The organism is Streptomyces viridochromogenes, from assembly GCF_001270495.1.
GTDB lineage: Bacteria > Actinomycetota > Actinomycetes > Streptomycetales > Streptomycetaceae > Streptomyces > Streptomyces viridochromogenes_A.
The window spans coordinates 93,403-107,099 of record NZ_LGUR01000196.1 but is presented as its reverse complement, the minus strand read 5'-3'; the positions used below and the strand labels follow the sequence as shown (position 1 = coordinate 107,099).

General features: G+C 72.0%; 11 protein-coding genes. 3 read left to right on the top strand and 8 right to left on the bottom strand.

The window, feature by feature from the left end; genetic code table 11:
* The 3 genes from ADK36_RS20320 to ADK36_RS20310 form a co-directional block, all read right to left on the bottom strand.
* The gene (locus tag ADK36_RS20320) at window positions 1–2,367 is read right to left on the bottom strand and encodes a beta-galactosidase (RefSeq protein ID WP_048579079.1); all 2,367 of its coding nucleotides are present in this window, start codon (window positions 2,365–2,367) and stop codon (window positions 1–3) included.
* A complete protein-coding gene (locus ADK36_RS20315; RefSeq protein WP_048579078.1) occupies window positions 2,367–4,130 on the bottom strand; it encodes a beta-galactosidase in 1,764 nt (587 codons plus the stop codon). Before ADK36_RS20315 ends, ADK36_RS20320 begins: the two co-directional genes overlap by 1 nt.
* 64 nt (window positions 4,131–4,194) lie before the next feature.
* The gene (locus tag ADK36_RS20310; protein WP_048579077.1) at window positions 4,195–5,367 is read right to left on the bottom strand and encodes an MFS transporter; all 1,173 of its coding nucleotides are present in this window, start codon (window positions 5,365–5,367) and stop codon (window positions 4,195–4,197) included.
* Window positions 5,368–5,591: 224 nt separating this feature from the next.
* On the opposite strand from ADK36_RS20310, the gene ADK36_RS20305 reads away from it, so the two are divergent.
* The 3 genes from ADK36_RS20305 (at window position 5,592) to ADK36_RS20295 (ending at window position 7,801) form a co-directional block, all read left to right on the top strand.
* Window positions 5,592–6,326: a helix-turn-helix transcriptional regulator gene (locus tag ADK36_RS20305; protein WP_048579076.1), complete on the top strand. Its 735-nt coding sequence runs from the start codon at window positions 5,592–5,594 to the stop codon at window positions 6,324–6,326.
* Entirely contained in the window at window positions 6,323–7,300 is a 978-nt protein-coding gene (locus ADK36_RS20300) for a threo-3-hydroxy-L-aspartate ammonia-lyase (protein WP_048579075.1), read from the top strand. Before ADK36_RS20305 ends, ADK36_RS20300 begins: the two co-directional genes overlap by 4 nt.
* A 141-nt stretch (window positions 7,301–7,441) precedes the next feature.
* Complete coding sequence (locus tag ADK36_RS20295; RefSeq protein ID WP_048579074.1) at window positions 7,442–7,801, top strand: cupin domain-containing protein; 360 nt, start codon at window positions 7,442–7,444, stop codon at window positions 7,799–7,801.
* 27 nt (window positions 7,802–7,828) lie between these two features.
* On the opposite strand, the gene ADK36_RS20290 is transcribed toward ADK36_RS20295, so the two are convergent.
* From ADK36_RS20290 to ADK36_RS20270, 5 genes are all read right to left on the bottom strand, one after another.
* Window positions 7,829–8,803, bottom strand: coding sequence for an NAD(P)-dependent alcohol dehydrogenase (locus ADK36_RS20290; protein WP_048579073.1), 975 nt, complete (start codon window positions 8,801–8,803; stop codon window positions 7,829–7,831).
* A 138-nt stretch (window positions 8,804–8,941) separates the two neighbouring features.
* Window positions 8,942–10,318 carry a vWA domain-containing protein gene (locus ADK36_RS20285; protein WP_234329812.1) on the bottom strand — a complete coding sequence of 459 codons (1,377 nt, stop codon included), beginning with the start codon at window positions 10,316–10,318 and terminating at the stop codon, window positions 8,942–8,944.
* Window positions 10,315–11,172 carry an AAA family ATPase gene (locus ADK36_RS20280; protein WP_048579072.1) on the bottom strand — a complete coding sequence of 286 codons (858 nt, stop codon included), beginning with the start codon at window positions 11,170–11,172 and terminating at the stop codon, window positions 10,315–10,317. Before ADK36_RS20280 ends, ADK36_RS20285 begins: the two co-directional genes overlap by 4 nt.
* A 143-nt stretch (window positions 11,173–11,315) precedes the next feature.
* Entirely contained in the window at window positions 11,316–12,626 is a 1,311-nt protein-coding gene (locus ADK36_RS20275; RefSeq protein WP_053198524.1) for an FtsX-like permease family protein, read from the bottom strand.
* A gap of 3 nt (window positions 12,627–12,629) precedes the next feature.
* On the bottom strand, window positions 12,630–13,415 hold the full coding sequence (locus tag ADK36_RS20270; RefSeq protein WP_199830218.1) for an ABC transporter ATP-binding protein: 786 nt from the start codon (window positions 13,413–13,415) through the stop codon (window positions 12,630–12,632).
* Window positions 13,416–13,697: the final 282 nt, after the last annotated feature.

Below are 13,697 nucleotides of genomic sequence, written 5' to 3'. Positions count from 1 at the left end.
TCATCCCGACCGCACCGCCCAGGCACGGCCGGTGACCCACTCGGCATGCGTCACGGCCGCCGTCCGCGCCGCGTCACCGGCCCCGCCCGGCACATGGACCTCGGCATCCGCGTGCAGCGGCAGCACCCGCACGCGCAGCGCCGCCCCCGCCGGCAGCCGGCCGATCTCCCAGACCCGCCCCGCGAAGAACTGGTCGGCGACCAGCGTGTCTCCCACATACGCCCGCCCCACGTCCCCGGTCCAGCGCAGCCGCAGCACGGCCCCCTCGGGGAGGTCCTCCGGTACGTCGACGCGGTACTCGGCGGCCACCGTGTCGAAGTACTCGTCGGCAGGCACGCTCGCCCGCTCCAGCACCCCGATCGAGGGCTCGGGTGCCGGACCGGCGGGCCGGACGAGGGTGAGGGACGCCTCAAGAGCCTGGCTGACCTCGTTCACGACGCTGTAGCGGGTGAGGATCCCGTCCGCCTCGCCTGACACCGGCTCACCGTCCACCGCCAACTCCCGCGCCGGCGCGGGCAGTACGGCGAACGACGACCGTGCGGTCGTGCTGTGCACCCGCACCTCGTCGCCGCCGTCGAACACGACCCCGTCCGCACACAGCACCAGCCGCTCGGCACCCCACGCCGCACCCCGGTAGACGGTACGAGCCGTCGCCGCGTCCAGCACCAGCAGACCCACCCGCCCGCCGTCCGCCGTGTCCACCTCGACCAGCGCGTCGGTGCCGGGCCGCAGCCCGGTCACCAGGATCCGGCCGTCGACGTCGGCGACCTCCCCGGACGGCGCGCTGACGGACCGCACCGTGCCCGCGTCCAGGGCGAACTCGGGCGCGATGCCGTCGGTGGCGGCGAGCACCAGGACCGTACGTCCGTCCAGGGCGACCGTGCACACCGGCTGCGCGGTCGCCCACTCCAGCCGTATCCCCGCGACGTCCAGCCGCAGCGGCCAGCAGAAGTAGGCTCCGGCGGGCACCGTCACGGGAGAGCTGGGCAGCGTCAACGCCCCCGCCTCGCCCGGGAATTCGACCGTGAAGGCGGTGTCCGGACGGTCGGGCAGGGGCTCGTGCGGCTGATGGTTGTTGACGAAGAGGAAGCCCGACGCGCCGTCCGTGCGGACCGCCCAGCGCAGGGTGTCCCGATCGTGCTGGCCCTGCGGGCCCACCTCCGGCAGCACGGACTCCATCGGCGCGAGGAGATGGCCGAAGTCCGCCAGCATCAGGTGCTGTAGGCGGAGTTCGTCATAGGACGGCCGGTACTGGCCGTACTCGCCGAGCGGGGCCTGGAAGTCGTACGTCAGGACGGGCAGGTCGTTGGGGTAGCCGGTGGCGTGGGACTCCTGGAGCGTGGACAGCTCCCCGGCCGGATTCGTGCCGCCGTGGAACATGTAGTAGCCCTGCCACACCGAGCCGCAGCCGATCTTGGTGAGGCCGAGCGCGCCGATATCGGCCGCGTCCAGGCGCGGCCGCCGGTGGTAGGCGACCGCCATGCCGCCGCCCAGCTCGCAGGTGGCCCAGGGGAACCGGTCCGCGAAGGCGTCCGGGTCACCGCCCCGGACGGTGGTCGGGCGCAGGTCGGCGCCGATGCCCTCGTCGTCGCGCTGGTGGGTGAAGAAGAAGTGCTTGCGGCAGGTGTCGGGCCAGCCGCCGTCCGCCTCGGTCCAGAACGCCTCGGGGTAGCCGCCGTACAGCGGGAACAGTTCGTCGCCCGGGAGCTGGACGCCGCCCCACGCGGTCGACGTCCACAGGGGCGCGCTCAGTCCGGCCTCCTGGGCCATCCGCTTCAACGTCAGCAGATGGCCCGGCTGGTCGTACAACTCGTTCTCGATCTGGATCGCGATGACCGGGCCGCCGTGGGCGCGGTCGAGGCCGCGCAGCTGCTCGGCGATCGCCGTGAACCAGCCGCGCACGGGCTCCAGGTAGGCCGGGTCGTCGGTGCGGGGCGTGCAGTCGCGGGCCAGGAGCCAGTCGGGCAGGCCGCCGCCCCGTACCTCCGCGTGGGACCAGGGGCCGATGCGGGGGATGAAGTCCAGGCCGTGGCGGGCGCACAGCTCGGCGAAGCGGCGCAGGTCGCGGTTGCCGTCGAAGCGGACGCGGCCCTCGGCCTCCTCGTGGTGGATCCAGATGAGATAGCTCGCGACGGCGGTCACGCCGCCCGCCTTCATCTTCAGCAGTTCCTCCTCCCACTCCGCGGCCGGGTAGCGGGAGTAGTGGAACTCACCGGAGACCGGGAACCAGGCGCGGCCCCCGCGGGTGAGCCAGCGGCTGGTCACCCGGATCGGGTCGGGGGCGTTCGGGGCGTCGGCGAAGGGCAGATGGCCGGTCGCCGGGGGAGCGGGGCGCGTGGTGACGCGCAGGCGGTGCGGGCGGGCCATCAGTCGTTCTCCGGGCCGAGGTCGGCCGTGTCGGTGAGCTGCGCGCGGGTGCCGGTGGTGGCGTGCAGTTCCAGCAGGACGAGGTCGTTGGTACCGGGGCGCAGGATCGGCGCGGGGACGTACAGCGTGTGCTGCGGGCCGCGGTTCCAGTAGCGGCCGAGGTGGAAGCCGTTGATCCAGGCCTGGCCCTTGGTCCAGCCGGGCAGGGCGAGGAAGGCGTCGGCCGGGGTCTCGACGTCGAAGGTGCCGTGGTGGAAGCCCGGTTCGGCGGCCGTGGTCGCGTCGGACGCCTCGAAGGGCACCGCGTCCAGGGTGTCGAAGGAGAGGGGGTGGCAGTCCCAGCCGCGCAGCGGGGTGCCGTTGAACGTGACGGGGCCGAGGAGGCCCTTGGGGGCGCCGATGTGGGGGCCGTAGTTGACGCCGCCCATGTTCTCGACGAGGACGTCCAGCGTGGCGCCGGGCCGCGGGACACGGACGGGCAGGGTCTCTTCGCGGCGTTCGTGTTCCAGTACGCCGACGGGGGCGCCGTCGACGAAGACCTGGGCGCGGTCGCCGACCCCGCCCACGAAGTGCAGCAGTCCGTCGCCCGCCGCCCCGACTGTCGTGCGGTAGAGCGCGTAACCGGCGTGCAGGCCCAGGTCGTTCATCGTCGCCGGGTCCTCGGTACGGACCGGCTTGGCAAGGGTGTCCGCGTGCGGGAGGAGCGGGGCCCGGCGGCCCAGCTCGACCGGGGTGGCCGGGAGTTTGGGCGCCGGGGCGGGCACGGCCTCGTCGGGGACCGGGGCGTGGCGGGCGATGACCTCGCGGAAGGCGTGGTACTTGGGCCCCGGGTCGCCGTACTCGGTGAGCGGGGCGTCGTAGTCGTAGGACGTGACCGTGGGCTCGTAGGTGTGCCTGTGGTTGGCGCCGTTGGTGAAGCCGAAGTTGGTGCCGCCGTGGAACATGTAGATGTTGACCGAGGCGCCCGCGGACAGCAGACGGTCCAGGTCGGCGGCGGCATCCGCGGCGTCCCGCACATGGTGGGGGCCGCCCCAGTGGTCGAACCAGCCGATCCAGAACTCCATGCACATCAGAGGGCCCTCGGGCTGGTGCGCCCGCAGTGCCGCCAGGTGCTGGTCCACCCGGCTGCCGAAGGTGGCCGTCGCCAGAGCGCCGGGCAGGGCGCCGGCCGCCAGATGCTCGGCGTTGGCCTGGTCGCAGGTGAAGAGCAGCTCCTCGACGCCCCTGGCCCGGAAGGCCTCTTCGAGATGGAGCAGATACGCGGTGTCGTCACCGTAGGCGCCGTACTCGTTCTCCACCTGGACGGCGATCACCGGGCCGCCCGCCGCCGCCATGTACGGCAGCAGCGGGGGCAGCAGGATGTCGAGGTAGCGGTCGATCACCCCGGTGAAGCGCGGGTCGCTGGAGCGCAGCCGGATGTCCGTGTCCGCGATGAGCCAGGACGGCAGCCCGCCGTCGTCCCACTCGGCGCAGATGAACGGACCCGGGCGCAGCAGGACGTGCAGGCCCTCGTCGCGGGCGAGGCTCAGATAGCGGGGCAGGTCGAGGAACCCGTCGAGGACGAGCGGCCCGTCGGGGTCGGGCTGGTGGAGGTTCCACGGCACATACGTCTCCACCGTGTTGAGCCCCATCAGGCGGGCCTTGCGCAGCCGGTCGGCCCACTGGTCGGGATGGATCCGGAAGTAGTGCATCGCGCCGGAGATGATCCGGAACGGCTCGCCGTGCAGCAGGAAACCGTCGGGGGAGGTCGTCAGAGCGGACATGCGGAAGCTTCCCTTCGCTGGGAGGTGTCGGGGGGCTTGGGGTGCTGGGAAGTACGCGGCGGATTCAGGGCGTTCGGGTACTGCGGATCAGCCAGAGCGTGGCGGCCAGGCACAGAGCCGAAACCCCGGACAGCAGAAGCGGGACCGTGCGGATCCCCGACCACTCGATGGCCTTGCCCAGGGCCGGGCCCGCGACCACGCCGCCGACCATGGAGGCGGCGATGACCACCGCTCCCGCTCTGCGCGCCCGCGGGGCCGCCCGGTTGAGCCAGGGCAGTCCGGTCGGGAAGATCGGCGCGATGAACAGGCCGACACCGGCGTACGCGTACGGGGCCAGCGCCGGGACCGTGGCGAGCAGCAGGCAGACCGTCATGCCCGCGCACGACACCGTGATGATGGCCTGGGCCGAGAAACGCAGCGCGACCGGGGCGACCAGAAAGCGGCCGACGGTCATCATCAGCCAGTACACGGACGTGGCCGTGGCGGCGAACCCGGCTCCGTAGCCGACGGTCTCCAGGTGGGTCGGCTCCCAGCCGCCGACGCCGGCCTCGATACCGACGTGCAGGACGTACAGGGTGACGAACACAGCGAGCACGGAGCCGAGACTGCGGGCGAGGACCTGGCCGCCGTACGACTCCCCGGCCGTCTCCGGCGGTTGCGGCGCCCGGTCGCGTACGCCGCGCAGACAGAGCAGGAGCGGCAGGTTGGCCAGCGCGAAGCCGAGGAAGACCGCGGGGTAGTGCACGGAGCCGACGACGCCGATGAGTGCCGGGCCGAGGATCGCGCCGATGCCGAAGTGGGCGTTGAGGATGTTCAGCATCGCGGCCGAGCGGTGGCCGAAGCCGACGGCGAACAGCTGGTTGAGGCCGTAGTCGATACCGCCGAAGCCGAGCCCGGCCAGCAGGGCCATGGCCAGCGCGGCCGGCCAGTTCGGCGCGAGCGCGAAGCCGGCCGCACCGACGGCCATCAGCAGATACGAGGCGCCGAGGATGCGCCGGTTGCCGATCCGGCCGTAGAGCCGGTCGAAGACGAGCACGCCGGCCACCCCGCCGACGAAGTGCGCGCTCAGCCCGAGACCGGCGGCCGACGGGGACAGCCCGAACTCCGCGCGGAAGGCGGGAATCGCGGGGCCGTACAGAGCCTGGAGGACACCGATGAGCATGAAGCCCACGCAGGAGGCGACCACGGCGGCCGGGCTGAAGACCCGGGGGTGCGGCGGCGCCGACGTCACTGTCATGGCGGGAATGTTACCGGTAACATTCCCGAGCCCGTCAAGATCCGTGTCGCTCTTGAAGGTGTGTCCGCTGCGGCCCACCCGAGGAGCGCGGGGAACTGCGCGACCGGCCCACGCCCACCCGCCCCCTGGTTTCGAGCGGTGCACCCCCCGATTTGTTGGACTGTCAGTACAGTGTCTGGACGTGTAGTCTAGAAGTGAAGCGACCGGGTGGACGGGAGTGGGCGATGGAGGCCGAGCGGGCTCTGCAAGCCGAGCGGGACGCGATCGTCGCCGCACTGAGGCCGGTCGTCGACGGGCTGGTGGCGACGTTCGGGCCGATGAGCGAGGTGGTCCTGCATGACTACCGGCGGCCGGAGGAGTCCGTGGTGGCCGTGGCCGGTTCGGTGACCGGCCGGGCCGTGGGCGGGGCGATGAGCGAGATCGGCATGCGGATCGTCGCGCGCGGTGACAGGGCGGGCGACGAGCTGAACTACCTCACCCGGACCAGGAACGGCCGACTGGTCAAAGCGTCCACCATGGTGCTGCGGGACTCGACGGGCACCGTGTTCGGCGCCCTCTGCGTGAACCTGGACGTCACCGCCGTCAACGACGCCCACGCGCTGCTCGGCGCCCTCGCCGGCGTCGGCGGTGCCGGTGGCGTCGGCCGCACCTCGGCGGACGTGCCGGTCACCACCTTCGGCAACGACATCGACTCCGTCGTCGACGCCATCCTCGACGCCCACCAGCTCCGGCAGAACGGGAGCTGGGCCGGGCTCGACCGGGCCCAGCGCCTGGAGCTGTTCCGCGGTCTGGACGAGCGGGGCGTGTTCGCCGTGCGGCGGGCCATCGAGCAGGTCGCGGCACGGCTCGGCATCTCCCGCGCGTCCGCCTACAGCTATCTGTCGCAGGCGCGCGCCGAGGCCGGGACGGCGACGGACCGGGCCGCGACCGACCCGACACCCCCTGGAGGACACGCGTGACGACCACCACCCCACCGGTCACCCTCGATGACGTCCGCGACGCCGCCGCACGGCTCAAGGGCGTCGCGCACCGCACCCCGGTGCTGCGCTCCCGGACCCTCGACGCCCTCGTCGGTGCCGAGGTCTTCCTCAAGTGCGAGAACTTCCAGCGCGTCGGCGCCTTCAAGTTCCGCGGCGCCTACAACGCGGCCTCCCGGCTGACACCGGAGCAACTCGCGCGCGGTATCGCCGCCTACTCCTCCGGGAACCACGCCCAGGCCGTCGCCCTGGCCGCCCGCGAACTCGGCACCACCGCGGTCATCGTCATGCCCGAGGACGCCCCGCCGTCCAAGCGGGCCGCCACCTACGGCTACGGCGCCGAGATCGTCACCTACGACCGCTACACCGGCGACCGTGTCGCGATCGCCCAGGCCCTGGCCGCCGAGCGCGGCCTCACCGTCATCCCGCCGTACGAGCACCCGCACATCATGGCCGGACAGGGCACGGCCGCTCTCGAACTCCTCGAAGAGACAGGGGAGTTGGGGGCGATGCTGACGCCGGTCGGCGGTGGCGGGCTCATCGCCGGGAGCGCCACGGTGGCCAAGGGCCTGCACCCGGGCATCCGCATGATCGGCGTCGAGCCGGAGGCCGGGGACGACACCAAGCGATCCCTGGAGGCGGGGCGGCGCATCAGCATTCCGGTGCCGCACACCATCGCCGACGGACAGGCCCTGCACACGCCCGGTGAGCTCACCTTCTCCGTCAACCGACGGCTCGTCGACGAGATCGCGCTGGTCAGCGACGACGAGATCCGGGACGCGATGCGGTTCGCCTTCGAACGCCTGAAGATCGTCGTCGAGCCGAGCGGTGCCACCCCGCTGGCCGCCCTGCTCAACGGCCGGGCGGGCCCGCTGCCGCGCCGGGTCGGCGTGATCATCTCCGGTGGCAACGTGGACGCCGAGCGCTTTGCCGAACTCTGCGGGAACAGGGTCTGAGCGGGCGTACCCCGAATGGCGGCCCCGGGTGGACCGGCGGACGATGGAGTGGTACAGGGCCGGCCGCCGACGAGCGGTGCCCAGGGCCGCCGGGGAGTCCGGTCCCGGCCGCGGTGGACCGTGGCCGGAAGGGAGCGCGTCATGCTGGAAGTGAAGCCCCTCGACAAGCCGGACGAGCGGCGTGATTTCCCCCGCGGCCACCTCGAAGCCGTCCACATGACGGATCTCGACTTCGCCGTGGCGACCTTCGAGCCCGGCTGGCGCTGGACCGAGTCCGTGGCCTCGATCGCGGGCACCGACAGCTGCCAGATGCACCACAACTGCTACATGGTGCAAGGCCGGATGCACATCCAGATGGACGAGGGCGGCGAGGCCGAGGTCGGCCCCGGCGACGTCTTCGTCTGCTCGCCCGGTCACGACGCCTGGGTCGTGGGCGACGAGCAGGTCGTGGTCTACGACTTCCAGGGGCAGACGGCGAGGGAGTACGCGAAGTCGAAGTAGCGTCGGCCGGCCCGCGCCGCCGGCACCTCACACGGTGACCACGACCTTCGCGCGCGCGTGCTCCACGACCACGTACCGGATCGCCTCGGCCGCCTCGCTGAGCGGATACGTCCGCTCGACGACCGGGGCGATCTTTCCTGACTCGGCGAGTTCGCACAGCGCCGCGAGGTTCGCCCTGCTCTGCCTGGCGGGGAGTTCGAGCAGCCGTTGGCGCGAGAAGAGCGCCGCCAGCCGCCGCTTGAAGAAGAGACCCATCGGTCCGACGACGCTGCCGCCCTCGTACACGCCGCCGCCGGACAGTACGAGCGTGCCGGTGGGAGTGAGCGCACGCCGGAATCCGGCCAGCGAGTGGTTGCCCACCAGGTCCAGCACCACGTCGTACCGCCGGCCGCCCCGGGTGAAGTCCTCCAGCCTGTAGTCGATGACGTGGTCCGCGCCGAGGGAGCGGACCAGGTCCACGTTCCGTGTGCTGCACACCGCGGTCACCTCCGCGCCGTAGGCCTTGGCGAGCTGCACGGCGAATGTGCCCACGCCCCCCGACGCGCCGTTGACCAGGACCGACTGGCCGCGCCGCAGTCGGGCCACGTCCCGCAGTCCGATGAGGGCGGTGTTCCCCGCCAGGGGTATCGCGGCGGCCTGCTCGAAGGTCAGGTTGGCCGGCTTCGGGCCCACCATGCTGTCCTTGGCGCACACGAACTCCGCGAACGCGCCGTCGGCCTCGCCGTACACCTCGTCGCCGGGCTTGAACCCCATGACCCCGCTGCCCACCGCTTCCACGCGGCCGGCGAAGTCCCGGCCCCGGATCCTCGCCTTGGGCTTCGCGAGGCCGAACGCCAGACGGGCGATCTTCGGGTCGCCGTGCATCAGGTGCCAGTCGTAGGCGTTGACCGAGGCCGCGTGCACCCGGACCAGCACCTCGTCGACGGCCGGCACCGGGGAGTCGGTCTCCCCGAACTCCAGTGTGTCCGCCGAGCCGTACCGGTCCTGAATCAATGCCTTCATCGGATCCCCCTCCGTCTGCGACGAGCCTACGGAAGGTGCTCGGAACCGGATATCGGGGACGAACCCTGATTTTCTCCGGGGGTGACCCTGGCCCTGCCCGGAGGACGCCGACCGGCTTCCCGGGTTCGGTCACTGCGTTCACACCGGCAGCAGCCGCGCCACCAGCGCGCTGAGCTGCCGGGCGGTGCGGCACTCGTGCATCTCGACCAGCTCGGCGTAGGCGGGGGCGGCGGAGTCGCCCGTGCCCCAGCGGGAACGCTGCTCCGGGTTCAACCAGTAGACGCGGCGCGCCCGTTCGGTGATCTGCCGTACGGCCGGCAGGTTCGGGTCGCTTCTGTTGGTACGGGCGTCACCGAGGACGAACACGGTCGCGCGCGGGCCGACCGTGTCGCCGTAGCGCTCGGCGAACTCGCCCAGCGCCATGCCGTAGTCGCTGCTGCCGTGATAGCCCGTGAGCTTCGCCTCGGCGTCGATGCGGGCACTGAGCCCCTCCGGGTCAGCGGTGCCGCGTTCGAGCAGCCCGGTCACCTCGTCGATCCGGTTGACGAAGGCGAACACACGCACCTTGCTGAACTGGTCGTGCAGCGCCTGTACCAGCAGCATCGTGAAGTCCGAGAAACCGGACACCGACCCCGACACATCGCACAGCAGCACCAGTTCGGGACGCACGGGACGCCGTCTGCGCAGCACCGGCTTCATCGGCACCCCACCGGTCGACAGCGACCCGCGCAGGGTCCGCCGTAGGTCGATCGAGCCCCGGGAGGCGCGGCGGCGCCGGGCGGCGAGCCGGGTCGCGAGCTTGCGGGCGAGCGGCGATACGGCCCTGCGCAGCTCGGCCAGCTGAGCCTTCCCGGCGAACAGGAAGTCGACCCGGTCGGCGGTCGGCGTCACCGCCCGCCGGGCGATCTCGTCCCGGCCCCGCCGCTCGGCCACCCGGCGCCGCGCCTCCGCGGCCACCAGCGCCCGGAACGCCTCGATGCGCCGCCGGATCTCGTCCTCCAGCAGCCGGTCGGTGAACCCCGAACTCCGGCCCTGCCCACGGACGTTGTCACGGACGCGGGCGAACAGGGTCTGCGGGCGCAGCCGTTCGAGCGTCTGGTACGAGGACCAGCCGTCCGACTCCGGCGAGGAACCGTACCCCCCGAAACCGTCGACGGCCTCGACCGCCAGCCGCGCCATCATCGCCCGGTCGTCGGCGGTCAGGGCGGCCGCCAGCCGGTCGCGCAGGTCCTCCCGCCCCGCGGTCCGCTGCTCCGGGCCGCCGACACCGCGAGGGAAGTAGAGGTCGAAGACCGGATCGAACACCGGCCGTTGACCGGTGCCGTGCAGCAGCGTCGCCGCCAGCCCTTCGCGCAGCCGCTCCCGGTCCGCGAAGCCGAGCGCCTCGACCGCCCGCGCCGCGTCCACCGTCTCGCCGGTGCCGATCCGGACGCCGTGCGCGCGCAGCGCCGCGACGAAGGACGTCAACCGCTCGGCCACACCAACGCCGACGCCCACGCCCGGGGGCGTGGTCACAGGGCGTCCAGGTCGAGCTTGGCCGACGCCTTGAGGACGTCGTCCTGGTGCTTGAGGAGCACGCCGAGGCTGGCCCGCACGACCGTCTCGTCCAGCGTGTCGGCGCCGAGCGCGAGCAGCGTGCGCGCCCAGTCGATGGTCTCGGCGACCGACGGCGCCTTGCGCAGGTCCATCGCCCGCAGCGCGCCCACGACCCGGACGACCGAGCGGGCCAGCGCCTCGTCGAGGCCCGGCACCTTCAGCCGTACGATCCGGCGCTCCAACTCCTCGTCCGGGAAGTCGATGTGGAGGAAGAGGCAGCGGCGGCGCAGCGCCTCCGACAGCTCACGGCTCGCATTGGAGGTGAGGACGACGAACGGGCGGCGTGTCGCGGTGATGGTGCCCAGCTCGGGAACGGTCACCTGGAAGTCGCTCAGCACCTCCAGCAGCAGACCCTCCACCTCGACGTCCGCCTTGTCGGTCTCGTCGATCAGCAGCACCTTGGGGTCGTCCCCGCGGATGGCCGTCAGCAGGGGCCGGGTGAGCAGGAACTCCTCGCTGAAGATGTCCGTGCGCGTCTCGTCCCATGTCTCGTCGCGGCCCGCGCTGATGCGCAGGAGCTGCTTGGCGTGGTTCCACTCGTACAGCGCCCGGGACTCGTCGACCCCCTCGTAGCACTGCAGCCGGACGAGCCGCGCCCCGGCGACCTCCGCCACGGCCTTGGCCAGCTCCGTCTTGCCGACCCCGGCCGGGCCCTCCACCAGGAGCGGCTTGCCGAGGCGGTCGGCGAGGAAGACGGTCGTGGCGACCGCGGGCGAGGCGAGATAGCCGGTCTCGGCCAGACGTGCGGAGACATCGTCGACGGATGTGAACAACGGGGCCTCCAGCTTGGCGGGCGGGTGTCTTTCCTGGCCTGTCCGAGTACCTATCTAAGCGCTTGTTCACCAGATCTGTCACCCATGAGCCGAGGGAAGGGGGCGGCCGCCGCAGCAGCCGCCCCCGCCGTCCCGGTCGTTTCTCAGCTCGCCACCGCGACCGCCCCGACCGCCGGAGTGCGCAGCGTCCGCCGGGTCGTGGCCAGGATCGTGCCCAGCGTCACCACCGCCGCGATCACGGCCACCGCGAGCCCGATGCCGTAGACCTCGCCCGGCAGCGCCCCTTCGGTGCGGACCACGGTGAAGGGAATGATCCCCGCCAGCGCGGCCAGCGTGCCGAAGAGGACACCCGTGACCGTGAGGACGATCCCCTCGGTGCCCACCGTCCCGAGCACCTGCCCCGGGGTCGCCCCCGCCAGGCGCTGCTGACCGAACTCCCGGACGCGGTAACTCGTCGCCGCGTACAGCGAGTTGACCAGCATCACGCAGACGAAGACCACGATGATGCCGACGACCGTGAAGTTGAGCGTCTCGAGGTTCTTGGCCTCGATCGACTTCGTCAGACCCGAGGCCGCCACGGCGTCGCTCTCCACCGCCTGCATGGTGAGCGTGGCCGTGGCCACCGCCGTGAACAGGATCAGCGACATCAGGATCCCGGCGAGTTGACCGGCCCGCTCCCGCAGGTTCCGCACCGCGAGCCACCCACTCGCCCCGTTCAGCGGCAGCCGGTCCAGAACGGCCTCCAGCAGCCGCGGCGCCATCAGCGCGAACCCCACCGACAGCAGGATCGCCCCATAGGCCGGCGGCGCCATCAGGGTCGCGTCCGTCGCCGAGAACACGAAGGTGGAGAAGACCGACGCCGCTCCGGTGAGCAGCGCGGCGTACGCGAGGAACTTCCGTGCCCCGCCCCGCCGTTCACGTCCGCGCGTCGCCCGCCGTACGGCGAGGAAGGTGGCGCCCGCCGACGCGAGCAGGGTGATGTCGATGCCCGTCATGAACGCGATCGGGCCGAAGGAGTGGTCGACGGACCCGGCGACCTGGCCGCTGTCCTGGAACACCTCCAGCAGCGCCCGGCCGCCCAGCACGGCCGGTCCGATCGCCAGCGCCGCGCCCACCAGGGCCACGACCACCGCCTCGCCGACCAGCATCCGCTTGAGCTGTGCCGGGGTCGCCCCCGAGCAGCGCAACAGCTCCAACTCGGCGGCGCGCTGACGGACGTTGACCGTCAGGGTCGAGGCGACGGCGAAGAAAACCAGCAGGGTGCCGTAACCGCCGACGACGCCCGCCGCGGTGGACAGCGTGTCCGCGCTGGTCGGGTCGACGCCGTCCTGCGCCGCCGTGTCGTGCATCGAGTTGAACGTCATGATGATCGCCGCGCCCAGGAACGCGGACAGCAGCGTCGCGAGGAACCGTCCGGGGCGGTGCCGTATCGACCGCATGGCCAGTAGGAACATCGCTCACACCCCCGTCGCGACGTTGTCGCCCAGGTGCGCGAGGCGTTCGGCCACCGCGTCCGGCGTCGGCGCGTCCATCCGGCCCGCCAGCCGGCCGTCCGCCAGGAACAGCACCGAGTCCGCGTAGGAGGCGGCGACCGGGTCGTGGGTCACCATCACCACCGTCCGGCCGTGCACCCGCACCGCCTGCTGGAGCAGCCGCAGCACTTCGCGGGCGCTGCGGGTGTCCAGGGCGCCCGTCGGCTCGTCCGCGAAGATCACCCGAGGTTCGGTCACCAGCGCGCGGGCGATGGCCACGCGCTGCCGCTGACCGCCGGACAGCTGACCGGGCCGGTGCCCGAGCCGGTCACCCAGGCCGACGGACGTCAGGACCTCCTGGGCCCGCCCGCGATCGACGCGCCGCCCGGCCAGCTTGAGCGGCAGCACCGTGTTCTGCGCGACCGTCAGTGTCTCCAGCAGGTTGTACTGCTGGAACACGAACCCGATCCGACCGCGCCGGAACCTCGTCAGCTCGGCCTCGCCGCCGGCGGTCAGCTCGGTACCGTCCACGCGCACGATGCCGCTGTCCGGCCGGTCGAGACCCGCCGCGCAGTGCAGCAGCGTCGTCTTGCCGGAACCCGACGGCCCCATCACCGCGGTGAACGTGCCCCGCCCCAGGCCGAGGGTGACCCCGTCCAGCGCGGTGACGGCACTGTCCCGCGCACCGAAGGTCTTGGTGACCTTGACCAACCGGAGCGCCTCGGCGGCGGGTCCCTTGTCGTGCGTATGCCGCGAGCCTGTCCGAAACATCGTCATCACTCTCCGTCCGGCACCCCCTGTGCCCTGCCGAAGAAGCTACGGAGACGGCGACTTGACCACATTGGGCGCAGGACCCGTATCGCCAGGTGTACTTGGCGACACCCCCCCCGGCCGTGTCGTCGTTGGCGGCAGCCAGTGCCCCAATGTTTTGAACGGTTTCAATCACACGCTCGACGACTGGGTGCTTCTGGTGGAATCTGCAACAGAACTTGTCCTGCTTACGTCATGGACTCCCGTCACTTCTGCCACTAGCTTCAACCGTCGATCGAGCTG

Bases quoted from the DNA above. Each gene is read 5' to 3' on its own strand.
- ADK36_RS20270 (WP_199830218.1), bottom strand. From the start codon at position 13,415: ATGTTTCGGACAGGCTCGCGGCATACGCACGACAAGGGACCCGCCGCC.
- ADK36_RS20295 (WP_048579074.1), top strand. From the start codon at position 7,442: ATGCTGGAAGTGAAGCCCCTCGACAAGCCGGACGAGCGGCGTGATTTC.
- ADK36_RS20305 (WP_048579076.1), top strand. From the start codon at position 5,592: ATGGAGGCCGAGCGGGCTCTGCAAGCCGAGCGGGACGCGATCGTCGCC.
- ADK36_RS20315 (WP_048579078.1), bottom strand. From the start codon at position 4,130: ATGTCCGCTCTGACGACCTCCCCCGACGGTTTCCTGCTGCACGGCGAG.
- ADK36_RS20290 (WP_048579073.1), bottom strand. From the start codon at position 8,803: ATGAAGGCATTGATTCAGGACCGGTACGGCTCGGCGGACACACTGGAG.
- ADK36_RS20310 (WP_048579077.1), bottom strand. From the start codon at position 5,367: ATGACAGTGACGTCGGCGCCGCCGCACCCCCGGGTCTTCAGCCCGGCC.
- ADK36_RS20320 (WP_048579079.1), bottom strand. From the start codon at position 2,367: ATGGCCCGCCCGCACCGCCTGCGCGTCACCACGCGCCCCGCTCCCCCG.
- ADK36_RS20275 (WP_053198524.1), bottom strand. From the start codon at position 12,626: ATGTTCCTACTGGCCATGCGGTCGATACGGCACCGCCCCGGACGGTTC.